At 68.5% G+C, this 26,434-nt stretch carries 19 protein-coding genes and 1 tRNA gene; 5 read left to right on the forward strand and 15 right to left on the reverse strand.

From position 1 onward, the window contains the following. Nucleotides 1–120: 120 nt before the first annotated feature. Nucleotides 121–4,326, reverse strand: coding sequence for an ATP-dependent RNA helicase HrpA (gene hrpA / locus CFB43_RS12140; protein WP_089495174.1), 4,206 nt, complete (start codon nucleotides 4,324–4,326; stop codon nucleotides 121–123). Nucleotides 4,327–4,349: 23 nt separating this feature from the next. Between hrpA and argA the strand changes: the two genes are divergently transcribed. Both argA and CFB43_RS12150 read left to right on the forward strand, forming a co-directional pair. Next, nucleotides 4,350–5,729 (forward strand): amino-acid N-acetyltransferase, encoded by a 1,380-nt coding sequence (gene argA / locus CFB43_RS12145; RefSeq protein ID WP_089440565.1) that lies wholly within the window; start codon nucleotides 4,350–4,352, stop codon nucleotides 5,727–5,729. 49 nt (nucleotides 5,730–5,778) lie between these two features. Then, nucleotides 5,779–6,054: an oxidative damage protection protein gene (locus CFB43_RS12150; RefSeq protein ID WP_006478357.1), complete on the forward strand. Its 276-nt coding sequence runs from the start codon at nucleotides 5,779–5,781 to the stop codon at nucleotides 6,052–6,054. Between the two features lie 164 nt (nucleotides 6,055–6,218). Here CFB43_RS12150 and CFB43_RS12155 read toward each other — a convergent pair whose 3' ends face one another. From CFB43_RS12155 to CFB43_RS12165, 3 genes are all read right to left on the reverse strand, one after another. Further along, the gene (locus CFB43_RS12155; protein WP_089495175.1) at nucleotides 6,219–7,634 is read right to left on the reverse strand and encodes an MFS transporter; all 1,416 of its coding nucleotides are present in this window, start codon (nucleotides 7,632–7,634) and stop codon (nucleotides 6,219–6,221) included. Between the two features lie 186 nt (nucleotides 7,635–7,820). After that, the gene (locus tag CFB43_RS12160) at nucleotides 7,821–9,023 is read right to left on the reverse strand and encodes a CaiB/BaiF CoA transferase family protein (RefSeq protein WP_089495176.1); all 1,203 of its coding nucleotides are present in this window, start codon (nucleotides 9,021–9,023) and stop codon (nucleotides 7,821–7,823) included. Further along, complete coding sequence (locus CFB43_RS12165) at nucleotides 9,020–10,771, reverse strand: acyl-CoA dehydrogenase family protein (RefSeq protein WP_089495177.1); 1,752 nt, start codon at nucleotides 10,769–10,771, stop codon at nucleotides 9,020–9,022. The genes CFB43_RS12160 and CFB43_RS12165 overlap by 4 nt, the downstream gene beginning before the upstream one ends. 173 nt (nucleotides 10,772–10,944) lie before the next feature. Here CFB43_RS12165 and CFB43_RS12170 point away from each other — a divergent pair, with 173 nt between their 5' ends. Both CFB43_RS12170 and CFB43_RS12175 read left to right on the forward strand, forming a co-directional pair. Beyond that, nucleotides 10,945–11,847, forward strand: coding sequence for a LysR family transcriptional regulator (locus CFB43_RS12170; protein ID WP_089495178.1), 903 nt, complete (start codon nucleotides 10,945–10,947; stop codon nucleotides 11,845–11,847). 98 nt (nucleotides 11,848–11,945) lie between these two features. Next, nucleotides 11,946–12,020: transfer RNA gene (locus CFB43_RS12175), tRNA-Val, on the forward strand. Between the two features lie 107 nt (nucleotides 12,021–12,127). On the opposite strand, the gene CFB43_RS12180 is transcribed toward CFB43_RS12175, so the two are convergent. From CFB43_RS12180 to hutH, 10 genes are all read right to left on the reverse strand, one after another. After that, nucleotides 12,128–13,522 (reverse strand): aspartate aminotransferase family protein, encoded by a 1,395-nt coding sequence (locus tag CFB43_RS12180; RefSeq protein ID WP_089495179.1) that lies wholly within the window; start codon nucleotides 13,520–13,522, stop codon nucleotides 12,128–12,130. A 28-nt stretch (nucleotides 13,523–13,550) separates the two neighbouring features. Beyond that, a complete protein-coding gene (locus tag CFB43_RS12185; RefSeq protein ID WP_089431274.1) occupies nucleotides 13,551–14,888 on the reverse strand; it encodes a glutamine synthetase family protein in 1,338 nt (445 codons plus the stop codon). A gap of 12 nt (nucleotides 14,889–14,900) precedes the next feature. Further along, entirely contained in the window at nucleotides 14,901–15,707 is an 807-nt protein-coding gene (locus CFB43_RS12190; RefSeq protein ID WP_089495180.1) for a gamma-glutamyl-gamma-aminobutyrate hydrolase family protein, read from the reverse strand. 758 nt (nucleotides 15,708–16,465) lie between these two features. Then, complete coding sequence (gene hutG, locus CFB43_RS12200; RefSeq protein WP_089495182.1) at nucleotides 16,466–17,263, reverse strand: N-formylglutamate deformylase; 798 nt, start codon at nucleotides 17,261–17,263, stop codon at nucleotides 16,466–16,468. Nucleotides 17,264–17,322: 59 nt separating this feature from the next. Continuing rightward, entirely contained in the window at nucleotides 17,323–18,699 is a 1,377-nt protein-coding gene (locus tag CFB43_RS12205) for a formimidoylglutamate deiminase (protein ID WP_089425796.1), read from the reverse strand. A 4-nt stretch (nucleotides 18,700–18,703) separates the two neighbouring features. Continuing rightward, a complete protein-coding gene (gene hutI / locus CFB43_RS12210) occupies nucleotides 18,704–19,927 on the reverse strand; it encodes an imidazolonepropionase (RefSeq protein WP_089495183.1) in 1,224 nt (407 codons plus the stop codon). 4 nt (nucleotides 19,928–19,931) lie between these two features. After that, nucleotides 19,932–20,543 carry a HutD/Ves family protein gene (locus tag CFB43_RS12215; protein WP_089495184.1) on the reverse strand — a complete coding sequence of 204 codons (612 nt, stop codon included), beginning with the start codon at nucleotides 20,541–20,543 and terminating at the stop codon, nucleotides 19,932–19,934. Between the two features lie 2 nt (nucleotides 20,544–20,545). Further along, the gene (gene hutU / locus CFB43_RS12220; protein WP_089495185.1) at nucleotides 20,546–22,234 is read right to left on the reverse strand and encodes a urocanate hydratase; all 1,689 of its coding nucleotides are present in this window, start codon (nucleotides 22,232–22,234) and stop codon (nucleotides 20,546–20,548) included. Between the two features lie 39 nt (nucleotides 22,235–22,273). Further along, nucleotides 22,274–22,969, reverse strand: coding sequence for a histidine utilization repressor (gene hutC, locus CFB43_RS12225; RefSeq protein WP_069248398.1), 696 nt, complete (start codon nucleotides 22,967–22,969; stop codon nucleotides 22,274–22,276). A 4-nt stretch (nucleotides 22,970–22,973) separates the two neighbouring features. Further along, nucleotides 22,974–24,497: a histidine ammonia-lyase gene (gene hutH / locus CFB43_RS12230; protein ID WP_089495186.1), complete on the reverse strand. Its 1,524-nt coding sequence runs from the start codon at nucleotides 24,495–24,497 to the stop codon at nucleotides 22,974–22,976. 213 nt (nucleotides 24,498–24,710) lie between these two features. Between hutH and CFB43_RS12235 the strand changes: the two genes are divergently transcribed. Beyond that, a complete protein-coding gene (locus tag CFB43_RS12235) occupies nucleotides 24,711–25,631 on the forward strand; it encodes a glutamate/aspartate ABC transporter substrate-binding protein (RefSeq protein WP_089495187.1) in 921 nt (306 codons plus the stop codon). A 21-nt stretch (nucleotides 25,632–25,652) separates the two neighbouring features. Here CFB43_RS12235 and CFB43_RS12240 read toward each other — a convergent pair whose 3' ends face one another. Continuing rightward, on the reverse strand, nucleotides 25,653–26,408 hold the full coding sequence (locus tag CFB43_RS12240) for a 4'-phosphopantetheinyl transferase family protein (protein ID WP_089495188.1): 756 nt from the start codon (nucleotides 26,406–26,408) through the stop codon (nucleotides 25,653–25,655). Nucleotides 26,409–26,434 lie beyond the last annotated feature (26 nt).

Genomic DNA, 26,434 nt, shown 5'->3' on the forward strand with positions numbered 1-26,434 from the left:
CCGAAGCCGGCATTGCGCCACTTCGACGCACGCCGCGGCGGCCCGGTCGGCCGGCGCGGCAGGCGCCGCGCGGCCGGCCGGGGCCGGCCGCCGGTGCCGGCCCGGGAAACCGATGTTGCGCTAGCGCTGCATCGACTCCCAGACCTTGTGCAGACGCTTGACAGAGACAGGCATCGGCGTGCGCAGTTCCTGCGCGAACAGCGAAATCCGCAGTTCCTCGAGCAGCCAGCGGAATTCCGCGAGCCGCGCATCGGCGACGCCGCCGCGCTGCGACACCGCGCGCTGGTACTGCTGGGCAAGCGGCAACAGGTCGGCCGACTGCTTCGCGTCGCGCGCCGGGTCGGCTTTCAGCTTGTCGATCCGCAGCGCGATGCCCTTCAGGTAGCGCGGGAAGTGCGCGAGTTGCGCGTACGGCGTATCGATCACGAAGCGTTTGCCGATCAACGCGCCGAGCTGCTGCTGCAGGTCCGCATGCGCCTGCGCGAACGGCTTCGCCTGCGCGAGCTTCTTCACGAGCCCCGCGTATTCGGCCAGGATCTGCCCGACCAGCCGCGCGATTTCCTGCGCGAGCAGGTTCAGGCGGCTCCGGCCCTCGTCGCGGCGCGCGTGGAAGCTCGCGTCGTCGTCGGGCAGCGGATCCTGCAGGCACGCGCGGTCGAGCGCCGTGTCGATCAGCTGGTCGCGCAGCTCGTCCTGCGTGCCGAGCGACATGTACTGCATCGCCATCTCGCGCAGGCCCGGCAGGTTCTTCTCGAGGAACTTGATCGGCTCCTTCAGCTGCAGCGCGAACAGCCGCCGCAGGCCGGCCCGGTGGATGCGCGCGGCCTCCTCCGGCGAATCGAACACCTCGACGTCGCAATGCGTGCCGCGATCGACGAGCGCCGGGTAGCCGTACAGCGTCTGGCCGCGCCGGCGGATCTCCAGCAGCTCGGGCAGCTTGCCGAAATTCCACGTCGTCAGGTTCTCGTACAGCGCGGTCGCACCGGCTTCCGCCGGCGCGGCCGTCTGCGGCGCCGCGCCCTTGCCGGCCTTCGCGCCACGACCGGCGGTGCCAGTCGTCGCGACCGTGGCAGGCGCCTGGCCGATCGGCTCGCCAGCGTCGCCATCGCCGCCGGCCGCGATCGTCGACGCCGCCGCGATCTTCTGGAACTGCTGCTGCGCCTGCGCGCCCAGCTCCTGACGAAGCTGCGCGAGATTACGCCCCATCGCGAGCTGGCGACCGTGCTCGTCGATCACCTTGAAGTTCATGAACAGGTGCGCGGGGAGCGTTTCCAGCTTGAAGTCGGCCGTTTTCATCGCGATTTGCGTTTCACCCCGCACGTCGGCGATCAGCGCCTCGACGAGCCCGCCCGCGCCGAAGCGCTCGCGGCCCATCCGCTCGACGAAGCCGGCCGCGTACTCGGGCAGCGGCACGCAATGCCGGCGCAGCTTCTGCGGCAGCGACTTCAGCAGCAGTTGCACCTTTTCCTTCAGCATCCCGGGCACGAGCCACTCGCAGCGGCGCGCGTCGACCTGGTTCAGCGCATACAGCGGCACCGCGAGCGTCACGCCGTCGCGTGGCGTGCCGGGCTCGAAGTGATACGTGAGCGCCATCTCGACGCCGGCCATCGTCGCCCGCTTCGGGAACAGCTCGGTCGTCACGCCGGCCGCCTCGTGGCGCATCAGGTCGTCGCGCGACAGGTACAGCAGCCGCAGCTTGTCCTCGGGCTGGCCGCCCTTCTTCACCTCGTCGCGATACCAGCGCTCGAACGCGGCGCCCGTGTGAATCCCTTCCGGAATCGCCTGGTCGTAGTACGCGTAGATCAGCTCGTCGTCGACCAGCACGTCCTGCCGGCGCGACTTGTGCTCGAGCTGCTCGATGTCGGCGAGCAGCTTGCGGTTGTGCGCGAAGAACGCGAGCTTCGTGTCGAACTCGCCCTCGACCAGCGCGCCGCGGATGAACAGCTCGCGCGCCCTCGACGGATCCTGCTTGCCGAACGCGACGCGCCGGCGGTGGTAGATCGGCAGCCCGTACAGCGTCGCGCGCTCGTACGCGCTGACCTGCGCCGGGCGCTTTTCCCAGTGCGGCTCCGACAGCGATTTCTTCAGCAAATGCGCGCCGATCTTCTCGACCCATTCGGGCTCGATCTTCGCGAGGCAGCGCGCGTACAGCCGGCTCGTCTCGACGAGTTCGGCCGCCATCACCCAGCGGCCGGCCTTCTTCGCGAGCACGGAGCCCGGCCACAGGTAGAACTTGATCCCGCGCGCGCCGAGATAATGCGGATCGTCGTCGGCCTTCAGGCCGAGGTTGCCGAGCAGGCCCGTCAACAGGGCCAGATGGACCTGTTCGTAGGTCGCCTCGACTTCGTTCAGCCGCCAGCCGTGCTCGCGCACGACGGTCAGCAACTGCGAATGGACGTCGCGCCACTCGCGCAGCCGCAGGTGCGACAGGAAGTTCTGCCGGCACGCGTCGATCAGCTGGCGGTTCGACTTCTTGTGCGCGACCGCCTCTTCGAACCACGCCCAGATCTTCAGCCACTGCAGGAACTCGGAACGCTCGTCGGCGAACCGGCGGTGCGCCTGGTCGGCCTGCTCCTGCGCTTCGATCGGACGGTCGCGCGGATCCTGCACGGACAGCGCGCTCGCAATGATCAGCACTTCGCGCAGCGACTGCTGGTCGCGCGCGGCAAGAATCATCCGGCCGACGCGCGGGTCGAGCGGCAGCCGCGCGAGTTCGCGGCCGAGCGGCGTCAGCGCGTTGTCGTCGTCGACCGCGCCGAGTTCGTTGAGCAGTTGGTAGCCGTCCGCGATCGCGCGGCCGGGCGGCGGCTCCAGGAACGGGAACGATTCGATCGCGGTGAGATGCAGCGACTTCATCCGCAGGATCACCGACGCGAGCGACGAGCGCAGGATTTCCGGATCGGTGAAGCGCGCACGCGCCTGGTAGTCGCTTTCCTCGTACAAGCGGATGCAGACACCGTCGGCCACGCGGCCGCAACGGCCTGCGCGCTGGTTCGCGGCCGCCTGCGAGATCGACTCGACCTGCAGCTGCTCGACCTTGTTCCGGTACGAATAGCGCTTCACGCGCGCAAGGCCCGTATCGACCACGTAACGGATGCCCGGCACCGTCAGCGAGGTTTCGGCCACGTTGGTCGCGAGCACGATCCGGCGCGCGTTCGACGCCTTGAACACCTTGTCCTGGTCGGCCGCCGAGAGCCGCGCGAACAGCGGCAGGATCTCGGTGTGCGGCGGATGGTGCTTGCGCAGCGCCTCGGCCGCTTCGCGGATCTCGCGCTCGCCGGGCAGGAACACCAGCACGTCGCCGGGGCCTTCGCGGCACAGCTCGTCGACCGCGTCGACGATCGCGTCCATCAGGTCGCGCTCGGCTTCGCGCGCGGTCTTCACGCGGTCGCGGCCGCCCGTGCCTTCGGCGTGCTTGACGGCCGGGCGATCCTCGGCCACCGGCCGGTAGCGCATCTCGACCGGATACAGCCGCCCGCTCACCTCGATCACGGGCGCGGGATGCGCGTCGGTGCCGAAATGGCGCGCGAAGCGATCGGCGTCGATCGTCGCGGACGTGACGATCAGCTTCAGGTCCGGCCGCCTCGGCAGGATTTCCTTCAGGTAGCCGAGCAGGAAGTCGATGTTCAGGCTGCGCTCGTGTGCCTCGTCGATGATCAGCGTGTCGTACGCCTTCAGCAACGGGTCGGTCTGCGTCTCGGCGAGCAGGATCCCGTCCGTCATCAGCTTCACGGACGCGCCCGGCGCGAGATTGTCGGTAAAGCGCACCTTGTAACCGACCACTTCGCCGAACGGCGTGCCGAGTTCCTCGGCGATCCGGCGGCCGGTGGACGACGCGGCGAGGCGGCGCGGCTGCGTATGGCCGATCAGGCCCGTGCCGCCGGCGCCGAGGCCGCGGCCGAGATCGAGACAGATCTTCGGCAACTGCGTGGTCTTGCCGGAGCCGGTTTCGCCGCAGACGATGACGACCTGATGACCGGCGATCGCGCGCGCGATTTCGTCGCGCTTGCCCGACACGGGCAGGCTTTCGGGATACGTGATCGGCGGGACCGGGTTCGGCGCGACGACCGCGCGCGGCGGACGCTCGCGGCGCGGCGCGCGCTCGCCCGTCGCAGCGGACGCATCCTTCGCGGCCGGCTGGCGCGCGTCGCGCGATGCGTCGCCACGCGGCCCGCGCGGCCCGTGTGCCGGTTTGCCCGCCTGCTGTTCCTGCGGCCGGCGCGGCGGCTGGCCCTGCTGCTGGCGTGCATCGGCCGCACCATTTGGGTGCCGGGCCGACGGCGCTTTGGCCCGCGTCGGCGCGGGACTTTTAGGTACATTCGACATGGGGGCGCATTATAATCCCGCCCATGAATTCCCAAACCGACCTCCCTCCCGCCCAGACCGGCGCCACGACGCCGCCGGTTGCCGACGACTCGGCCGCCAGTCACGCGCAGTTCGTCGACTGGATGCGCTCCGTCGCGCCCTATATCCACAAGTTCCGCAACAGCACGTTCGTCGTGGGGTTTGGCGGCGAGGTGGTGCAGCAGGGGCTGCTGAATGCGCTCGTGTCCGACATCGCGCTGCTGCAGGCGATGGGTATCCAGATCGTGCTGGTGCACGGCTCGCGGCCGCAGGTCGAGGAGCAGCTGAGCCTGCACGGTGTCGAATCCGAGTTTTCGCACGGGCTGCGCATCACCGATGCGCGCGCGCTCGAATCCGCGAAGGAAGCGGCCGGTGAAGTGCGTCTCGACATCGAGGCCGCGATCAGCCAGGGTCTGCCGAACTCGCCGATGGCGCACGCACACATCAGCGTCGTGTCGGGCAACTTCGTGACCGCGCGGCCGGTGGGGATTCTCGACGGGGTCGATTTCGCGCATACGGGCATCGTGCGCAAGATCGACGCCGAATCGATCCGTCATTCGCTCGCGAGCCGCAAGCTCGTGCTGCTGTCGCCGCTCGGCTTCTCGCCGACCGGCGAAGCGTTCAACCTGTCGATGGAAGATGTCGCGTCGGCCGCCGCGATCGCGCTGCGCGCCGACAAGATCATCTTCCTGACCGAAGCGCCCGGCATCGTCGACGACGAAGGCGAGCTGGTGCGTGAAATGTCGCTCGACGCGGCCGCCGAGCTGCTCGATTCCGGCAACGTCCAGGGCGACGACGCATTCTTCCTGAAGCATTCGATCCGCGCGTGCCGCGGCGGCGTGACCCGGGCGCACCTGATCCCGCAATCGCTCGACGGCAGCATGCTGCTCGAACTGTTCCTGCACGACGGCGTCGGCACGATGATCTCGTACGAGAACCTCGAGAGCCTGCGCGAAGCGACGCCGGACGACGTCGGCGGCATCCTGTCGCTGATCGAGCCGCTCGAGTCGGACGGCACGCTGGTGCGGCGCGGCCGCCACCAGATCGAACGCGACATCGACCACTTCTCGGTGATCGAGCACGATGGCGTGCTGTTCGGCTGCGCGGCGCTGTATCCGTACCAGCAGGAGAAGATCGGCGAGATGGCGTGCCTGACGGTCGCGCCGGAAGCGCAGGGCTCGGGCGACGGCGAACGCCTGCTCAAGCGCATCGAGCAGCGTGCCCGCGCGCGCGGCCTCACGCATATCTTCGTGCTCACGACGCGCACCGAGCACTGGTTCCTCAAGCGCGGCTTCGTCAAGGTCAGCGTCGACGACCTGCCGGAAGACCGCCGCAAACTCTATAACTGGCAGCGCAAGTCGCTCGTGCTGATGAAACAGCTCTGAGCGCAGGCACGACTGCCCTCCCCCAGTCCGATTACAGGAGAAGTACACGATGGCTCGAATGATCCAATGCGCGAAGCTCGGCAAGGAAGCCGAAGGCCTCGATTTCCCGCCGCTGCCGGGCGAACTCGGCAAGCGCATTTACGAGAGCGTCTCGAAGGAAGCGTGGCAAGGCTGGCTGAAGCAGCAGACGATGCTGATCAACGAAAACCGCCTGAACATGGCCGACCCGCGCGCGCGCCAGTACCTGATGAAGCAGACCGAGAAGTACTTCTTCGGCGACGGCGCGGATCAGGCGTCCGGCTACGTGCCGCCGACGGAAGGCTGACCGGCATCATTCGCGACGGCCGGCCGCGCTGGTCGCCTCGCGGGAAACGACAAACGGCACCGTGTCATCGCACGGTGCCGTTTGCTTTTGGCGCACCCGAACCGATGCGACACGGCCGGTGCTTGCGATACCGCCGGGCCGCTGGGTCACACCGACCGCCCGATTCAACCCACCGGCTTCAGCGTGCCGCGATCGTCCGGCGGCGGGACCGCACCGGCCGGGGTGTCGGCGGCGGCGCCTTCCATACCCCATTCGGCCGCGTCGCTGCGTTCGGCCGTCGACAGTTCGTCCGCGCGATACCCGGTGCGATTCAGCAGCGCCAGCATGCACACGAGCGACACGAGCGCGTAAAGCCCCGATGCGACCGCGACGCCGACGATGCTGCCGGTCGAATTGAGGATCGCCTGCGCGAGCACCGGCGTGCCGCCGCCGACGACGAGCGCGCTCAACTGGTACGCAAGCGACAGGCCCGTGTAGCGGATGTTGGCCGGAAACACGCGCGCGAGCACGCCGCCGACCGCGCCATAGAACATCGCCGACGGAATCGTCGAGATGCACATGCCCGCGACGGCCACCCAGTACGACCGCGTCGCGAGCGCATGGAACATCACGGGCATCAGCACGATTTCCGGAATCAGGATCCAGCACATCGCGCGGCGCATGTCGACCTTCGACACGAACCATGCGCCGACCGGCTGCATCAGGAACTGCACGACGAGCGAGATCGACAGGATGCCGAGGAACGTGCCCTGCGCGTAACCGAGTTCCTTGGTCGCCCACGACAGCGCGAACGTGCTGCGGAAGTACGTGACGTTGATCACCGGCAGCGTGCCGGCCGCGAGCAGCACGACGACCCAGTGATCGCGCACGACGTCGCGCAGCGGCAGCTTCACGGTGCGCTTGCGCGCGAGCACGCGCTGCATGTCGGCCGACTCTTCGAGCTTCAGCCGGATCACCATGCCGATGATCACGAGCACGGCCGACAGCAGGAACGGAATGCGCCAGCCCCACATCAGGAACGACGGGGTGGGCAGCGCGCTCAGCGCGAAGAACGCGGCCGTGGCCAGCAGGTTGCCGGTGGGCGAGCCCTGCTGCGCGAACGCCGCATACAGGATGCTGCGATGCTTCGGCGCGTTCTCGCTCGCGATCAGCACCGCGCCGCCCCACTCGCCGCCGACCGCGATGCCCTGCAGCACGCGCAGCACGACGAGGCCGGCCGGCGCCCAGACGCCGATCTGCGCATAGCCGGGCAACAGGCCGATGCCGGTCGTCGCCAGCCCCATCATCACCAGCGTGATCACGAGCGCGGTCTTGCGGCCGACGCGATCGCCGAGATGTCCGAACACGATGCCGCCGAGCGGCCGCGCGGCGAAGCCGGCCCAGAACGTGACGAACGCCAGCAGCGTCGCGACGCCGGGATCCATCGTGCTCGCAAAGAACACCTTGCCGAACACGAGCGCAGCGGCCGTGCCGTAGATGTAGAAGTCGTACCACTCGATCGTGGTGCCGACGAACGCCGCGAAGGCGGTGCGGCCGGGCCGCAGTTGCGGCGCGGCGGTCGGGGATTGCTGGCGGCTCATCGATGTCTCCATGTTGGTGTGTCGGGGGCGCGACTGTCGCGCGCCTTTCCCGGGTGGCCGGCATCGCGCCGCCGGCCGGCGGCGTTGCTTGACGTTGCGTAGCTTGACGTTGCGTTGCTTGACGTTCCGTTGCTTGACGTTCCGTTTCGTCGGCCGGCCATGCTCACCGGCGCGCACGTCGGTCGGTTACGTCTGGTCGGGTGCGATCTTCAGCACGCCGGCGTCGAGCAGTTGCTGCTGGAGCGCGGGATCGACGCCAAGGCGCTCGAGCACCGCGCGCGTGTCGCCGCCGAGTGCGGGCGGCGGCGAACGATAGGTGGCCGGCGTGCGCGACAGCTTCACCGGCGACGCCGTGCCGCGATACGCACCGATCTCGACGAACAGGTTCCGGTGCAGCGCATGCGGATCGTGCGCGACGTCGGCCACCGTGCGCACCGGCCCGCACGGCACGCCGGCCGCCATCAGGTCGCGTGCGAGCGGCTCGCAGGCGTGCTCGGCGAGCCGTGCTTCCAGTTCGGCCTTCAGCTCGGGACGGTGTGCGCAGCGGCTGCGGTTGTCGACGAAACGCGGATCGCCGGCGAGCGCCGGCACGCCGAGATGCGCGACGAGCCGCGCGAATTGCCGGTCGTTGCCGATCGCGAGGAAGATCGGCGCGGTCGCCGTACGGTAGCTGTCATACGGCGCGATGTTCGGGTGCGCGTTGCCGCTGCGCGCCGGCACGCGCCCCGAGCCGAAGAAGTTCGGCAGGTGCGGATGCAGCAGCGACACGCCGCAGTCGTACAGCGCGATGTCGATCGACTGCCCGCGCCCGCTCTTCTCGCGCTCGGCGAGCGCCAGCAGGATGCCGGCCAGCGCGTTGAGGCCCGTGACCATGTCGACGATCGGCAGACCGATGCGCGTGGCGTCGCCGTCGCGCTCGCCGTTGACGCTCATCAACCCCGCCATCGCCTGGATCACCGCGTCGTAGCCGGGCAGCCCGCCGAGCGGGCCGCCTTCGCCGAAGCCCGTCACCGCGCAGTGGATCAGGCGCGGGAAGCGCGGCTGCAGGTCGCGCGCGTAATCCATCCCCCAGCGCGCGAGTGTGCCGGGCTTGAAGTTCTCGACGAGCACGTCGGCCTCTTCAAGCAGGCGCCACAGGATCGCGCGCCCCTCGTCGCGCGACAGGTCGAGCGCGAGCCCTTCCTTGTTGCGGTTCACGCCCATGAAATACCACGCGGTATCGCCGAGGAACGGCGGCCCCCAGCCGCGCGTCTCGTCGCCGTCCGGCGGCTCGATCTTGACCACCGTCGCCCCGTGGTCGGCGAGCGCCTGCGTGCAGTACGGGCCGCCGAGCACGCGGCTCAGGTCGACGACCTTCAGGCCGTCCAGTGCACCACGCGTCGTGCTCATCGTTCGACCTCCGGCAGCAGGTCGAGCGCGGTATCGAGCGGGATCGGCGTACCGCGCAGCAGTGCGTCGTACGCGGCCGATTCGTCGTCGCGCGATGCCGGCGCGAGCGGATCGACCGGCAGCAGCTTGTGGCGCACGACCAGATGCGCGAGCGCGAGCCGCCGGAAATCCGGCGCGAGCCGCACGCCCTCGCACGCCATCAGCACGGCCGCGCTCGCGTAGTACAGCGCGGACGCGGCCTGCCGCACGCGCGCGTCGTCACCTTCGTCAGCGACCCGCGCGAGCGCGTCGCAGGCGCGCGCGAGGATGCGCCGCAGCGCCGCGCGGCTCGCATCGGGCAGCGGCGCCGCGCCGAGGCGGTCGCCGAGGAACGCGCGCAGCGCATCGAGCGCGTGCTCGCGCTGCGCGGCCCGCGCGACGTCGAGCGCGACGATGTTGCTCGTGCCCTCCCAGATCGAGCCGAGATGCGCATCGCGCACGATGCGCGCGTCGCTCCACTCCTCGATGTAGCCGGTGCCGCCGCGCACTTCCATCGCGTCACCCGTCACGCGCCGCGCATCGCGGCACGCGCGGAACTTGATCAGCGGCGTCAGGATCCGCACGCAGCGCGCGGTCTGCTCGTCGCCCGCATCGGCCTGCGGCAGCAGCAGCGCGATCTGCATGAACATCGCGCGCGCGGCCTCGGCCGGCAGCAGCATCTTCAGCAACTGGCGCTGCATCAGCGGCATCTCGATCAGCTTGCGGCCGAAGGCCTCGCGGTGCGCGGCGACGTGCAGCGCCTCGTTCAGCGCGCGCCGCATCAGCCCCGCCGCGCGCACGCCGTTCGACAGCCGCGACATGTTGATCATGTCGGCCATCTGGTGAAAGCCGCGGCCGATCTCGCCGATCAGGTACGCCTGCGCGCCTTCGAGCGCGATCTCGCCGCTCGCCATCGAACGGCTGCCGAGCTTGTCCTTCAGGCGCACGATCCGGTAGCGGTTGCGCGTGCCGTCCGGCAGCGTCTTCGGCAGCAGGAACAGCGCCAGGCCCTTGATGCCATCCGGCGCGCCGTCGGGCCGCGCGAGCACCATCGCGAGTTCGGCATCCGCGTTCGAGCAGAACCATTTGTCGCCGGTCAGGCGCCAGACGGTCTCGCCGTGCGCGCCGGTCTCGGGCGTCGCCCGCGTCGCGATCCGGCCGACGTCGGAGCCCGCCGCCTGTTCGGTCATGAACATCGCGCCCTGGTACAGCGTGTCGAAATCGCGTGACGCGAGCATCGGCAGGTAACGCGCGACGAGCGCCGGATCGCCGAAACGGCGCAGCGTGCGCGTCAGCGAATCGGTCATGCTGACCGGGCAGCACAGCCCGAATTCCGCCTGCACGAACAGGAACGTCAGCGCGTACTTGACGAGCGGCGGCACCGATTCGGCCCCGTGGCTCAGCGACGCAAGCCCGAGCTCGGCATACGCGACGCGTTCGAGCGCGACATACGCGGGATCCTTGTCGATCCGCTGCACGGCCTCGCCGCGCCGGTTGCGATGCTCGAGCACGGGCGGGTGCTTGTCCGCGCGCGACGCCCATTCGTCGAGTTCGCCCGACACGCGTGCGCCGAGCGCGCGCAGTTGCGGCTCGAGCTCGGCATAGCGGGCCTCGCCGAGATGCAGCTTCAGCAACGCGCCGAGATCGGGATCGATGGTGAAGAAATTGATGCCCCGGCTGTCGGGGATATTGGATGCGCCGGTGTCCGGCGTGCGAGCGGTGTCGTGCATGCGTGCGTCTCCTGGGTTGCCTGCACGTCGGCTGGGCCGGGCGCCGCGGCGCCCGGCCAGTCCCGTGCAAAGCCTTCCGCGGAGCGTAGGCGTGCGATCGATAAGCGTCCAATACAGGATTTATCCGGTACGATAGATATCGCTTATCGATGCCGACGCCGCGAGGAGACACCATGGAACTGAGGCAGTTGCGCTACTTCGTGGCGGTCGCCGAGGAGCTGCATTTCGGGCGCGCGGCGAAGCGCCTGTTCATCTCGCAGCCGGCGCTGAGTTTCGACATCCGCAAGTTCGAGGATGCGCTCGGCGTGCAGTTGTTCTCGCGCACCAACAAGACCGTCGCGCTGACCAACGCGGGCGAGGTGCTGCTCGGCGAAGCGCGCCGGCTGCTGCTGCAGGCGGCCGAGGCCGAACGCCTGACGGTGCGCTCCGCGTCGGGGCTCGCGGGCCGGCTGCGGATCGGCTTCGTTCATTCGATGCTGTATCGCGGGCTGCCCGATGCCGTGCGACGCTTCGAGGCCGACTATCCCGGCGTCGAAGTCGTGCTGAGCGAAATGAACACGCAGGCGCAGGTGCAGGCGATCCAGCGCGGCCAGATCGATCTCGGCTACGCGCACTGGGGCCACTTCCCGCCCGAGGTCGAATCGACGCCCGTTTATGCGGAACCGTTCGTGTGCTGCCTGCCGGCCGCGCATCCGCTCGCAAAGCGCAAGCAGGTCGCGCTCGCCGCGCTGGCCGCGGAACCGTTCATCCTGTTCCCGCGCGAAGCGGCGCCGCACTACCACGACCTGATCATCGCGCAGTGCGTGAATGCCGGCTTCAGTCCACTGATCCGCCACGAGGCACGGCTGTGGCAGACGATCCTGTCGATGATCGAGTTCGGGATGGGTATCGCGCTCGTGCCGCGCGTGCTGCAGCAGGTAAAGAGCGAGCGGCTCGCGTTCCGGCCGCTGAAGGATGCGTCGCTCGAATCGCGCACGCTCGCGCTGAAGCGCAGCGGCACCATCGAGCCGGTTGCGCTGCGCTTCGCGGATTACGTGCGCGCGTCGATCGACGCGCTGCCCGCGCTCGCGGGCTGAGCGCACGGCCGGTTGGCAGGTATGCGTGGGTATCTGAAAAATATTTGCAGAAAGTGCTTTACAGACCCTCAAAGCCCTGACATAATTTCAGCTTCTTTGGGCGGTTAGCTCAGCGGTAGAGCACTGCCTTCACACGGCAGGGGTCACTGGTTCGATCCCAGTACCGCCCACCAAAGAATTCAAGGCCCTGCGTCTCACGACGCAGGGCCTTTTCGTTTTGGCTTTCGTTTTGGCGTCGCGCTTGCTCCTCGGCGCAGCACGCGATGCTGCGCCGGCTTACTTACCCCGCGCGCGCCACCCGCTCCGCCGTTGCATCGAACGCGCGCTTTGCCTTGTCGACGATCTCGTCGACCTCCGCTTCGCGAATCACGAGCGGCGGCGACAGCAGCATCCGGTCGCCGGTCGCACGCATGATCAGGTTGCCGTTGAAGCAGAAGTCACGGCAGATCGTGCCGATATCGACGTTCGCACCGAACCGCTCACGCCGCTCCCGGTCGCGCGCAAGCTGAACGCCCGCGACCAGCCCTGCTCCCGCAATCTCCCCGACGATCGGATGGTCGCCCAGCGCATCGCGCAGCCGGCGCTGGAAATACGGCCCGATATCGTTCTTCACGCGCTCGACGATCCCTTCGTCGCGCAGCAGCTTCAGGTTCGCGACCGCGACGGCCGCCGCCACCGGATGGCCCGAGTACGTGAGGCCGTGGTTGAATTCGCCGTTGTCGATGATCGGTCGCGCCACGCGTTCGTGAATGCCGACGGCCCCCATCGGCACGTAGCCCGACGTGAGGCCCTTGGCCATCGTGATGAGGTCGGGTTCGAAACCGAAGTGTTGGTGTGCGAACCATTCGCCGGTGCGGCCGAAGCCGCCGATCACTTCGTCGGCCACCAGCAGGATGTCGTACTTGCGGCAGATCCGCTGGATTTCCGGCCAGTACGTCGACGGCGGGAAGATCACGCCGCCCGCGCCCTGGAACGGCTCGCCGATGAACGCCGCGACGTTCTCCGCGCCGAGTTCGAGGATCTTCGCTTCGAGCTGCTGCGCGCGCGCCAGGCCGAATGCTTCCGGCGTTTCGCCGGCCGCTGCTTCGCCGAAGAAATACGGCTGGTCGATGTGCACGATGTGCTCGACCTTCGACGGCATCTGCTCGTGCATGTAGCCCATCCCGCCGAGCGTGCCGCCGGCGATCGTCGAGCCGTGATAGCCGTTCTTACGCGAGATCACATACTTCTTCTGCGGCTGACCCTGCACGCGCCAGTACTGGTGCACGAGGCGCAGCACGGTGTCGTTGCCTTCCGAACCGCTGTTGCAATAGAAGAAGTGGTTGAAGCCGGCCGGCGTGACTTCCGCGAGCATCGCGGAGAGCTCGATCACCGGCGGATGCGTGGTCTTGAAGAACGTGTTGTAGAACGGCAGTTCCTGGATCTGGCGATACGCGGCGTCGGCGAGTTCCTTGCGGCCGTAGCCGACGTTCACGCACCAGAGGCCGGCCATCCCGTCGATCACCTTGTTGCCGTCCGAGTCCCACAGGTAGACGCCGTCGGCCTTCACGATCACGCGGCTGCCCGCGCGGTTCAGCGCACCCATGTCGGAGAACGGGTGGATGTGGTGCGCGGCGTCGAGCGCACGATAATCCGCGGTCGATTGCGGCGATACAGCGTCATTTCTATCGGTCATGTTTCCTCCGGAAAACCGTGCCGCACGCTCAGACGTGCAGCAGCAAATGCCTGCGCTCCCACGAGCTGATCACGCGGAAGAACGCTTCGTATTCGGTGTCCTTCAGCGCCAGGTACGCTTTCACGAACTTGTCGCCGAGAATGCCGGCCAGCGGCGTGCAGGCCGCCATCAGCGAGATGCCCTCCTCGAGATTGCGCGGCAGCTGGTACGGCAGGTTGTAGCCGTCCGACGCGATCGGCTCGGTCGGCGCGAGTTGCTGGGTCAAGCCGAGATAGCCGGCCGCGAGCGTCGCGGCGAACGCGAGGTACGGATTGCAGTCGACGCCGGGGATCCGGTTCTCGATGCGGCGCGCCGACGCGCCTGACTGCGGAATGCGGAAACCGACCGTGCGGTTGTCGTAGCCCCACTGCACGTTGATCGGCGCGGCCATGAAGCGCGACAGGCGGCGATACGAGTTGATGTACGGCGCGAAGATCGGCATCAGTGCGGGCGTGTACTTCTGCAGCCCCGCGAGATAGCTGTGGAACATCGGCGACACCGTACCGTCCTCGTTGGAGAACAGGTTGCGCCCCGTGCGCGCGTCGGCCAGGCTCTGGTGGATGTGCATCGCCGAGCCCGGCTCGTCCTGCATCGGCTTGGCCATGAAGGTCGCGTACATGTTGTGGCGCAGCGCCGCCTCGCGCACGGTGCGCTTGAACAGGAACACCTGGTCGGCAAGCGACAGCGCATCGCCATGCACGAAGTTGATTTCCATCTGCGCGGCACCGACCTCGTGAATCAGCGTCTCGATATCGAGCCCCTGCATCTCGCAGTATTCGTAGATGTCCTCGAACAGCGAATCGAACTCGTTCACGGCCTCGATCGAATACGACTGCCGGCCGGTCTCCGCACGCCCGGTGCGGCCGACGGGCGGACGCAGCGGCAAGTCGGGATCGGCGTTCATGTCGACGAGATAGAACTCGAGCTCGGGTGCAACGACCGGCTGCCAGCCCTTCGCCTTGTACAGGTCGAGCACGCGTCGCAGCACATAGCGCGGCGAGATCTCGACCGGCGAGCCGTCGAAGTGCACGCAGTCGTGGATCACTTGCGCGGTCGGGTCGACGGCCCACGGAATCAGGCAGATCGTCGACGGATCGGGCACGCACACCATGTCGGGGTCGGTCACGCCGGTGAGCGTGCCGTCCTCCGGATAGTCGCCGGTGACGGTCTGCACCATCACGGCCTGCGGCAGGCGCATCGATTCGCCGGATTCGAACTTGTTGCGCGGAATGATCTTGCCGCGCGCAATGCCGGCCATGTCGGGAATGATCGCCTCGACCTCGGTGATGCGGTGCTGTCGCAGGAATTCGCTCAGTTCGGGTTGCATGATCGGCCTCTATCAGTCGACGTCGGATGCGGCCGGCGACGGCATCGCGCCGCCGGCCGCATGAATGCGATGCGTCATGCGCGCGCGGCACGCCGCGCCGAATGCCGCGAAGATGTCGCGCGACAGCGGCTGCTCCGCGTAGCGCCATTCGGGATGCCACTGCACGCCGAGCGCGAACGCGCGCGCGCCGCGCACGCTGACGGCCTCGATCAGTCCGTCGGGCGCACTGGCTTCGACGACGAGCCCCGCGCCGAGTTGCGCGATGCCCTGGTCGTGCAGCGAATTGACCGTCGCTTCGTGCGCGCCGCGCGCGACCCGCTGCAGCAGGCCGCCCGGCGCGAACCGCACGACGTGCGCCGGGCCGTACTGCCGTTCGAGCGGATCGGCGGGCCGCTCGCGGTGATCGTCGAAGCCGGTCGTCGCGTGCAGCCGCTGATGCAACGTGCCGCCGTAAGCGACGTTCAGCTCCTGCATGCCGCGACAGATCGCCAGCACGGGCACGCCCGCGTCGATCGCCGCACGGATCAGCGGCAGCGCGGTCGCATCGCGCGCGGGGTCATGCAGCGTGTCGGGCGCGCTCGCGGCGCCGCCGTAATGATGCGGCTCGACGTTCGAATAGCTGCCGGTGAACAGCAACCCGTCGACTGCCGCGACGATCGCGTCGGCCGGCTGGCGCGCGCCGAGCGCGGGCAGCACGAACGCAAGCGCACCGGCGCCGTCGACGAGCGCGGCCAGGTACTTCTCCCCCGCCGTATGGTTCGGATGCACACCGCGCAGGATGCGGTCGGCGGTGACGGCTACGATCGGGCGCGCATGCATGGGCGGCTCTCCGGTAATCGCGCGCGACTCGTTCGCACGCGGGACGTTGAAGGTTCGCGCCGGCGCCGCACGCGCGCACCATGACGCGGCGCATGTCCATGCGCGATCCTGCCGCGCGGACGATGCGGCAACAGGCGGTGCGACCCGGAACGGAAACGGAAAACGACGCTAGGGCAACAACGATGCGCTGCCGTCGCACTGCACCGCGCTGAACACATGCGCGGACACGAGATTGAAGCGGCGCAGGCCGCGATGGGAAAGGGCGAAGAAACGAGGCTCGCGTAAAAAGGCGGCACACGTGCCGCGATCAGCATGCCGGGACGGCCCGGCCTGAGGCGGCGCGCCCGCCGACGGACTTCGCGTCCGGCGTATCGAAGGGCTGGCGGCTTTCACGATCGTACTCGACTGACGGATGAAGGCAGGACACGTGTCGCGATCAAGCGCATGCGGCAATGCCGCGCGGCGACACGTCGGCAAGGTGTCTCGCCGCGCATTCCGGCGCGGTGCGGCCACGATCGATGGCCCCGCCGCCGGTGCGCGCGTGACGACTTCCTGACATTCAGCTTATATCACCTAAAAATTGCGTCAAATTTTCAGGTGCCGATGACGACATCGAACAGACGAAAGCCCTACGAAAAAAACGGCATCGATCCCGTGGATCGATGCCGTGTTGTGCACTGCATCGGTGCGGCATGCTGTGCGCCGGCGGGCCGTGACGCACCTGTTCCGCCGCGCTGCCGCATCCGTGCGGCCCGCGTTCAACGATGCGCGAGCGCGGTTTCGACGAGCGTCTGCAATAGCGGCACGATCCGCGCCGCACGTGCTTCGTCATACGCGTAAGGACGCGTCTCTTCCATGTAGGTGATCTGCGAGAGCTCGAGCTGCACGGCCTCGACGCCGGTAGCGGGCACGCCGTAGTGACGCGTGATGTAGCCGCCCTTGAAGCGCCCGTTCGCGACCGCCGTATAGCCGCCCTGTTCGAGCACGCGCGCGGCCAGCGCCTCGGCCAGGCCCGGCGCGGCACTCGCGCCGCTCGACGTGCCGAAGTTGAAGTCGGGCAGGCGGCCGTCGAAGAAGCGCGGCACGTGCGAGCGGATCGAATGCGCTTCCCACACGAGCACGCGGCCGTGCTCGCGCTTCAGTCGCGCGACCTCGCCTTGCAGCGCCTCGTGATACGGCAGCCAGTAGCGATCGCGGCGACGCATGATCTCGTCGTTGTCGGGCAGCGCGTTCGCCGGATACAGCGGCGCCTTGTCGAACGTATCGACCGGCACGAGCCCCGTCGTGTCCTGCCCCGGGTACAGGTTCTCGTTGTCGGGCGGACGGTTCAGGTCGACGACGTAACGCGCATGCGACGGTACGAGGATCGATGCGCCGAGGCCGGCCGCGAACCCGTACAGGCGCTCGAGATGCCAGTCGCAATCGTCGACGAAGCGCGCGTCGGCCGTCATCGTCGCGGCGATGTCGTCGGGAACGTACGTGCCTGCGTGCGGAATCGAGATCAGCAGCGGCAGCGTGCCCTGCTTCAGCGTGAATACAGCCGGTTGTTCAGTCATGTCGCATCACCGTTGGAGGTCTGCCGGCGCACGCTTGCGGCGTGCGCCGGTTGCGCGCGTCAGCGCAGCAGTTGCGCCAGCGCGGCGCGGTAGTCGGCATACGCGACGGCTTCGTCGCGATGACGGCGGCCGCTCACGACGCGCTCGCCGCCCGTGTAGACGTCGAGCACCGGCGTGTCGCCGTGCTCCGCGAACACGATACCCGACAACCACGACGTGCTGTCGTGTTCGGCGATCGCCGGATGATCGGGATCGAGCACGAGCCAGTCGGCGCGGCACCCTTCACGCAGCGCACCGACGCGCCGCCCGCTGGCCTGCGCGCCACCGGCGAGCGACGCATCGAACAGGCGATCGGCGACATGCGCCTGCGACTCGCTCGCCAGCACGTTGCGCGCGCGGTGCACGAGCCGTTGGCCGTATTCGAGCAGGCGCAGCTCGGAGCGCCAGTCGACCGATGCGTGGCTGTCGGAGCCGACGCCGATCACGCCGCCCTGCGCGAGATAGTCGACAGCGGGGAACACGCCGTCGCCGAGGTTCGCTTCGGTCGTCAGGCACAGGCCGGCGACCGCGCGACGCTTCGCGAGCGCCGCCGTTTCGGCCGCGTCGACGTGCGTCGCGTGCACGAGACACCAGCGCGCATCGACGTCGAAGCGATCGAGCAGCCATTGCACGGGGCGCGCGCCGTACGCACGCACGCAGTCGTCGACTTCGGCCGTCTGCTCGGCGATATGGATATGCACGGGGGCATCGTCGGGCAGCCCTGCGAGCAATACGCGCAAGCCGTTTTCGGATACCGCCCGCAGCGAGTGCGGTGCAACGCCGTAGCGCAGCCCGCCGTGCTCCGGCGCCACGCGGCGCATCGCGTCGAGCAGTTCGAGCAGGCCGTCAGGCGTATTGATGAAGCGGCGCTGGTCGTCACGCGGCGGCTTGTCGCCGAAACCCGCGAACTGGTACGACACCGGCAGCATCGTGATGCCGATGCCGGCCGCGCGCGCGGCGTCGATCACGCGCGTGCCGAGCTCGGCGATCTGCGGATAGCGCGAGCCGTCCTGCGTGTGATGCACGTAGTGGAATTCGCACACCGACGTGTAGCCGCACTTGAGCATCTCGACATACAGCCAGCGCGCGATCGCGGCGAGCGCGTCGGGCGTGATCTTCAGCGCGAAGCGGTACATCAGGTCGCGCCAGCTCCAGAAGCTGTCGGACGGATTCGCGCGATATTCGGTGAGCCCCGCCATCGCGCGCTGGAACGCGTGCGAGTGCAGGTTCGGCATGCCGGGCAGCACCGGCCCGGCCGCGCGAGCGACGCCCGCGGGTGCGTCGGTGTCGGGCGTCACGCCGGTCAGCGTGCCGGCCGCGTCCCAGCGCAGCAGGACGTTACGGCGCCAGCCATCGGGCAGGTACGCATGGTCTGCGAACAACGTGGTGTCGGTCATGAGGCTATCCATTCATCCGGCGAAACACGGTCGTGCCGCCGCGTACGACCTGCTCGCACAGCGGCCGGCCGATCCAGTAGGCGAGCTCCGCCAGCGAGCCGACCGACCACGCGGCGAAGTCGGCCTGGCGACCGACCTCGAGCGCGCCGTGGCGATCCGCGCGGCCGAGCGCCGCGGCCGCATGGCGCGTGACGCCCTGCAGCACTTCGGGCACCGTCATGCGGAACAGCGTGCAGCCCATGTTCAACGTCAGCAGCAGCGATTCGAGCGGCGACGTGCCGGGGTTGTGATCGGTCGCGAGCGCGATCGGCACGCCGTGCTTGCGCAGCAGCTCGATCGGCGGCAGTTGCGTCTCGCGGATGAAGTAGTACGCGCCGGGCAGCAGCACGGCAACCGTGCCGGCTGCCTTCATCGCCTCGATGCCGGCTTCGTCGAGAAATTCGAGGTGATCGGCGGACAGCGCGCGATAACGCGCGGCCAGCGCCGTGCCGCCCGCATTCGACAGCTGCTCCGCATGCAGCTTCACGGGCAGCCCGCGCCGCGTCGCGGCCTCGAACACGCGCTCGGTCTGCGCGAGCGAAAAGCCGATGCGTTCGCAGAACACGTCGACCGCGTCGACGAGCCCTTCGTCGGCCAGCGCCGGCAGCATCCGGTCGCACACTTCGTCGATGTACGCATCCGCACGGCCCGCATATTCGGGCGGCAGCGCGTGCGCGCCGAGGAAGGTCGTGTAGACGCTGACCGGAAAGCGTTCGCCGAGCTGGCGAGCAACGCGCAGCATCTTGCGTTCGCTCGCGAGGTCGAGCCCGTAGCCCGACTTGATCTCGATCGCGGTCACGCCTTCGGCGAGCAGCGGCTGCAGGCGTGCTGCAGCCTGCACGAACAGCGCCGTCTCGTCGGCCGCGCGCGTCGCGCGCACCGTCGACACGATCCCGCCGCCCTGCCGCGCGATTTCCTCGTAGCTCACGCCCGCGAGGCGCTGCGCGAATTCGTCGGCACGCGTGCCGCCGTACACGAGGTGCGTATGGCAGTCGACGAGGCCCGGCGTCACCCACGCGCCGTGCAGATCCTCGCGCTGCCAGTGGGCGTAACCGTGCGGCAGCGCGGACATCGCGCCGAGCCAGACGATCGTGCCGGTTTCGTCGACGGCGATCGCCGCGTCGTCGATCGTCTCGTCAGGATGGCCGTGCGGACACAGCCTCAGGTGATGCCAGACAGTCGGTTTCATGCGTTCAGTCTCGTTCGCCGATGGCGAGCGACACGGCGAGCAACGCGCCGCTACCGCTCACGACGACGTCAAACGCACGCCGCGGCCCGTCGAGCCGCAGCGTGTCCATTTCTTCCAGGGTGTAGCGTGTGCCGTCGATTTCGACCGCGGCTGCGCCGGCCGCGCAATACAGCAGCACGGTATCGGCATGCTCGATGCGGTGCGCGCCCGCGCGCCATACGTCGAGCGCGCCGCGCGCGGCCGAACGGCGCGTCATCAGGTTGAAGTCGCGCGTCGCGCCGTCGTGCAGCGTGGCGTCGATCGCCGCTTCCCCCGCGAAATCCGCGCGGGCCAGCGGTGCGTCGAGCGCGTGGCGGGCGCCGCCGGCCTCCGCGAGCGTCATGCCCGCGCCGGACAGCAGCACCAGCGTGCGGTCGATCCCGTCGAAACGCGAGAACGGCCCGGCCGTGCCGACGTCGGCGACGCTCACGCGCCACGCGAACGCGTCGAGCGCGGCGCCCGGCGGAAACGCGCCGATCTCGCGCGTCACGCCGCCGCCGTTCTTCCAGGGCGACGCGACGAGATCCGCTGCGCGGATCATCGTCGCAATCGCCGGCGCCGGGTGGAGCGCCGTCATGCTCAGCGGCCGAGCATCGGCAGCTTCAGGCCGGCTTCGCGGGCCGTCTGCTGCGCGAGTTCGTAGCCGGCATCCGCATGGCGCATCACACCCGTCGCCGGGTCGTTCAGCAGCACGCGGCCGAGGCGCTCGTGCGCTTCGGCGGTACCGTCGGCGACGATCACGACGCCCGAGTGCTGCGAGAAGCCCATGCCCACGCCGCCGCCATGGTGCAGCGACACCCACGATGCGCCGCCTGCGGTGTTCAGCAGTGCGTTCAGCAGCGGCCAGTCGCTCACGGCGTCCGAACCGTCCTTCATCGATTCCGTCTCGCGGTTCGGGCTGGCGACCGAGCCGGTGTCGAGGTGGTCGCGGCCGATCACGATCGGGGCCTTCAGTTCGCCGTTCCTGACCATCTCGTTGAACGCCTGGCCGAGGCGATAGCGATCCTTCACGCCGACCCAGCAGATCCGTGCCGGCAGGCCCTGGAACGCAATGCGCTCACGCGCCATGTCGAGCCAGTTGTGCAGGTGCGGATCGTCGGGGATCAGCTCCTTCACCTTCTGGTCGGTCTTGTAGATGTCTTCCGGATCGCCCGACAGCGCGACCCAGCGGAACGGGCCCTTGCCTTCGCAGAACAGCGGGCGGATGTAGGCCGGCACGAAGCCCGGGAAGTCGAATGCGTTCTCGACACCCATTTCCAGCGCCATCTGGCGGATGTTGTTGCCGTAGTCGAGCGTCGCCGCGCCGCGTTCCTGCAGCGCCAGCATCGCGCGCACCTGGACGGCCATCGACTGCTTCGCGACCTTCACGATGCTCTGCGGATCGACCTTCTGCGCTTCGCGCCATTGCGCGACGGTCCAGCCTTGCGGCAGGTAGCCGTTGATCGGGTCGTGCGCGCTCGTCTGGTCGGTCACGCAGTCCGGCGTGATGCCGCGCGTGACGAGTTCGGCGAACACGTCGGCCGCGTTGCCGAGCAGGCCGATCGACACCGGCTTGCCGGTGCGCTTCGCTTCCTCGATCATGCCGAGCGCCTCGTCGAGCGTCGTCGCCTTCTTGTCGACGTAGCGCGTCTTCAGGCGGAAGTCGATGCGGGTCTCGTCGCATTCGACCGCGATCATCGAGAAGCCGGCCATCGTCGCGGCCAGCGGCTGCGCGCCGCCCATGCCGCCCAGGCCGCCCGTCAGGATCCAGCGGCCCGACGGATCGCCGTTGAAGTGCTGGTTCGCGACCGAGAAGAACGTTTCATAGGTACCCTGAACGATGCCCTGGCTGCCGATGTAGATCCAGCTGCCGGCCGTCATCTGGCCGTACATCATCAGGCCCTTGCGATCGAGCTCGTGGAAGTGATCCCAGTTCGCCCAGTGCGGCACGAGGTTCGAGTTCGCGAGCAGCACGCGCGGCGCATCCTTGTGCGTGCGGAACACACCGACCGGCTTGCCCGACTGGATCAGCAGCGTCTCGTTCTCTTCGAGATCCTTCAGCGATGCGAGGATCTGGTCGTAGCATTCCCAGTTGCGTGCCGCGCGGCCGATGCCGCCGTACACCACGAGCGCATGCGGATGCTCGGCGACTTCCGGGTCGAGGTTGTTCTGGATCATCCGGTAGGCCGCTTCGGCCAGCCAGGTCTTGCAGACTTTCTCGCTGCCGCGCGGCGCGCGGATCGTGCGCGTCGGATCGAGACGGGGATCGATGTGTTTCGGATGGTTCATGACGACTGCTCCCGAAGGAAAATGACTATCAAATAGGAATCAGAAATGCCCGGTGAAGCGATAACGGCTGCCGGGATGCCACAGATTCGCCACCGAGGCGACGACGCCCTGCGACCAGGTGCGTCGATGTAAAACCAGACACGGCTCGACGTCGTCCATCCGCAGCTGCTCGCGCCGCTCCGGCGCCGGGGCCGCCGCTTCGATCCGGTACTCGACGCGCTGCAGCGGAGCCGCGCGCATCAGGTACAGGTTCGGCGTCGTGTTCGTGAAATCCTGCTCGGCGTAATCCGGCGCGACCGCCGGATTCACCCATCGTTCTTCGAGCTGCACGGGCTCGTCGTTCTCGAAGTGCAGCACCTGCGAATGAAACAGCTTCGTGCGCACGGCGACCTGCATCTCGTCGGCGAGCGCGTCGTCGGCGCGGATCGTGTCGAGGCCGAGCACGCTGGCGTGATACGCATGCCCGCGTGCGCCGACTTCCTCCGAGATGCTGCGGATCGCCACCAGCGTCGACTCGTACTTCGGCCGCGCGACGTAGGTGCCCGCCCCCTTCATGCGCGTGAGCACCTGCTCGGCCGTCAACTCGCGCAGCGCGCGGTTGACGGTCATGCGCGCCACCTTGAATTCGCGCGCCAGCTCGTTCTCGGACGGCACCTGATCGCCCTCCTCCCACTCGCCTGCGTGGATGCGGGCCAGGATGAAATCCTTGATCTCCTGGTAGACCGGCGCGCTCATGGGCTTACTGTTCCGACGCGAACGAGAACGGCGCGACCTTCGCGAACGCGCGCTCGCCGACCAGCTTCGCGATCACGGCGATGTCCGGTGCGAAGTAGTGATCGAGCTCGTAGTGCGCGACCTTGCTGCGGATCGTTTCCATCACCGGCGCCAGCTTCGGGCTCGTGTGGTACGGCGCGCGCAGGTCGACGCCTTGCGCGGCGGCCAGCAGCTCGATCGCGAGGATGTGCTTCGTGTTGTCCGCGATGTCGGCGAGCTTGCGCGCGGCGAACGTCGCCATCGACACGTGGTCTTCCTGGTTCGCCGAGGTCGGCAGCGAGTCGACCGACGCCGGATGCGCGAGCGTCTTGTTTTCCGACGCGAGGGCGGCCGCCGTCACGTGCGCGATCATGAAGCCCGAGTTCACGCCGCCGTCCCGCACGAGGAACGGGGGCAGGCCCGACAGCGTCGCGTCGATCAGCAGCGCGATGCGGCGTTCGGCCAGTGCGCCGATTTCCGACGCGGCGAGCGCGAGGTTGTCGGCCGCGAATGCGACGGGTTCCGCGTGGAAGTTGCCGCCCGACAGCACTTCGCCGGTATCCGGGAAGATCAGCGGGTTGTCCGACACGGCGTTCGCTTCGACCAGCAGCACGTCGGCTGCATGGCGCATCTGGTCCAGGCACGCGCCCATCACCTGCGGCTGGCAGCGCAGGCTGTACGGATCCTGTACCTTGTCGCAGTCGCGGTGCGACTGGTTGATCGGCGAGCCTTCGAGCAGGTCGCGATACGACGCGGCCGCATCGATCTGGCCTTGATGGCCGCGCAGCTCATGAATGCGTGCGTCGAACGGCTTCACCGAGCCGGCCGCCGCGTCGACCGACAGCGCGCCGGCGACGAGCGCGGTGCGGTACAGGTCTTCGATCGCGAACATGTTGTCGAGCGCCAGCGCGGTCGATGCCTGCGTGCCGTTCAGCAGCGCCAGGCCTTCCTTCGCCTGCAGCGTCAGCGGCGCGAGGCCCGCGACGCGCAGACCGTCGAGTGCGCTTGCACGCTCGCCGCGGATGAACACTTCGCCGACACCCAGCAGCACGGCCGACATGTGCGCGAGCGGCGCGAGGTCGCCCGATGCGCCGACCGAGCCCTTCACCGGGATCAGCGGCAGCACGTCCGCGTTGAACAGCTTGATCAGCGCGTCCATCACTTCGCGACGGATGCCCGAGTGGCCGCGGCCGAGGCTCGACAGCTTCAGTGCCATCAGCAGGCGCACCGACGAGCGTGCCATCGGCTCGCCCACGCCGACCGCGTGCGACAGCACGAGGTTCTTCTGCAGCAGTTCGAGCTGGTCGTGCGGGATGTGCGTGCTGGCCAGGCGGCCGAAGCCCGTGTTGATGCCGTAGGCCGGCTCGCCCTTCGCGGCGATGTCGGCGACGGCCTTCGCGCCGGCGTCGATCTTCGCGAAGCTGGCCGGGTCGAGCGCGAGCTGCACGGATTCGCGGGCAATCTGGCGCAGTTGCGGGAGGGTCAGATGGCCGGGGGTCAACGTAATCATGTGAGCAATCCTGTCTAGACAAGTTCGGAATGGATTGAAGTGTAGCCACGCCAACTTGTCTAGACAACCCGTTTTTCACCGATTTCGACTCGGGAGTTTCCCTGATGCCCGGTGCGGCCCGCCGCACCGGCCCGTGTGATCCTGCGCTTAACAGTTGTTGCAATTATTTTGTCTTTGGCAACATACGGTTCATCATTCGCCACGGAGACCGCCATGCCCTTCCCGTCACGACTCGCCGCCCGGTTCGGCCGCCCCCTGCTGTTCGCCGCGTGCGCACTCGCGTGCGGCGCGTCGCTCGCCGCGGAGCCGCTGTCAGGCACGCTCGAGAAGATCCGGCAGAGCAACCTGATCTCGATCGGCCACCGCGAAACGTCGGTGCCGTTCTCCTATGTCGACGCGAACGGCAAGGTCATCGGCTTCTCGCAGGACCTGTGCGACCGCGTGATCGCCGCGGTGAAGGCGCGCACCGGCAAGCCCGACCTGCAGGTGCGCTTCATCCCCGTCACGTCGCAGAACCGCATCCCGCTCGTGCAGAACGGCACCGTCGATCTCGAATGCGGCGTCACCACGAACCTCGCCGCGCGTCACGCGCAGGTCGCGTTCTCGACCACCTTCTTCGTCGCGACGACGCGCCTGCTCACGCGCACGACGTCGGGCATCCGCGACTTCCCCGACCTCGCCGGCAAGACGGTCGTGACGAACCAGGGCACGACGTCCGAGCGCCTGCTGCGCAAGATGAACGAGGAAAAGAAGATGAACATGCAGATCATCAGCGCGAAGGATTACGGCGAAGGACGCCTCACGCTCGAATCGGGCCGCGCGGCCGCGTACATGATGGACGACGTGTTGCTCGCGGGCGTGCGCCAGCTCGCCGCGAAACCGGCCGACTGGCAGATCGTCGGCACGCCGCAATCGTCGGAAGCCTACGGGTTCATGCTGCGCAAGGACGATCCGCCGTTCAAGGCGCTCGTCGACGGTGTGCTCGTGCAGTTGATGAAGCGCGGCGAGATCGATGCGCTGTACGACAAGTGGTTCATGAAGCCGGTGCCGCCGAAGGGGCTGTCGTTCGACTTCGCGATGAGCGACGTGATCAAGGCGCGCTATGCGGCGCCGAACGACGCGCCGCTCGAATGAGCGCCGCGCGCTGAGCGCGGCTCACGCACGCGTCCACGCGACGCATGCCGCATAGCCGGGCGCCGCGTCGAGCCACGCCGCATCGAACGCCGCGACGCCGGCGGCGGGCGCGGCCGGCTCGACGATCGTCGTCGCGGGGGTCGCGCCATCGCGCGGTGGCATGACCGCGAACGCGCTCAGCCCGCCGACGATGCCCGTGCCGAGCGCCTTGAGCAGCGCCTCCTTCGCACTCCAGACGCGCATGAATGCGCCGGCGCGTTCGGCCGGCGGCAGGCTGTCGAGATAGGCGGCCTCGGCGGGCGCGCAGACTTCGCGCGTCAGCGCACGCCAGTCGGTCGCGCGGTTGCAGCACTCGATATCGACGCCGACGCGCCCCGCGGGGGCCCACGCAATCAACGCATGGGCGCCCGCATGCGACACGTTGAAGTCGAGCGATGCGCGATGCGCGCCGTCCAGCGACGGCCGACCCGATGCGTCGACGACGATCGCCACCGCGTGCGGCGCGATGCCGAGGGCCGTGCCGAGCACGTCGCGCAGCGCGGCACGCGTCGCGGCGCTGCGCACCGCATCCTCATGCCGCATGAAGCGTGCGGCCCGCGCGCGCTCGCCGTCGCTCAGTGCCGCATACGCGGGCGACGCAAGCGGCACGCGCCAGTCGAAATCGACGCGCGCGATCCGCACGCCGGCGCGGGCCGCGGCGGGCGGCGCGTCGAGCCGCTGCATGCGCCAGGCGCTGGGGCTTTCAGACGGGGAAACGGAATCGGGCGGGACGAGCATCGACGTGCGGCGGCCTGTGGAAGGAA

The organism is Burkholderia sp. AU15512, assembly GCF_002223325.1.
Lineage (GTDB): Bacteria > Pseudomonadota > Gammaproteobacteria > Burkholderiales > Burkholderiaceae > Burkholderia.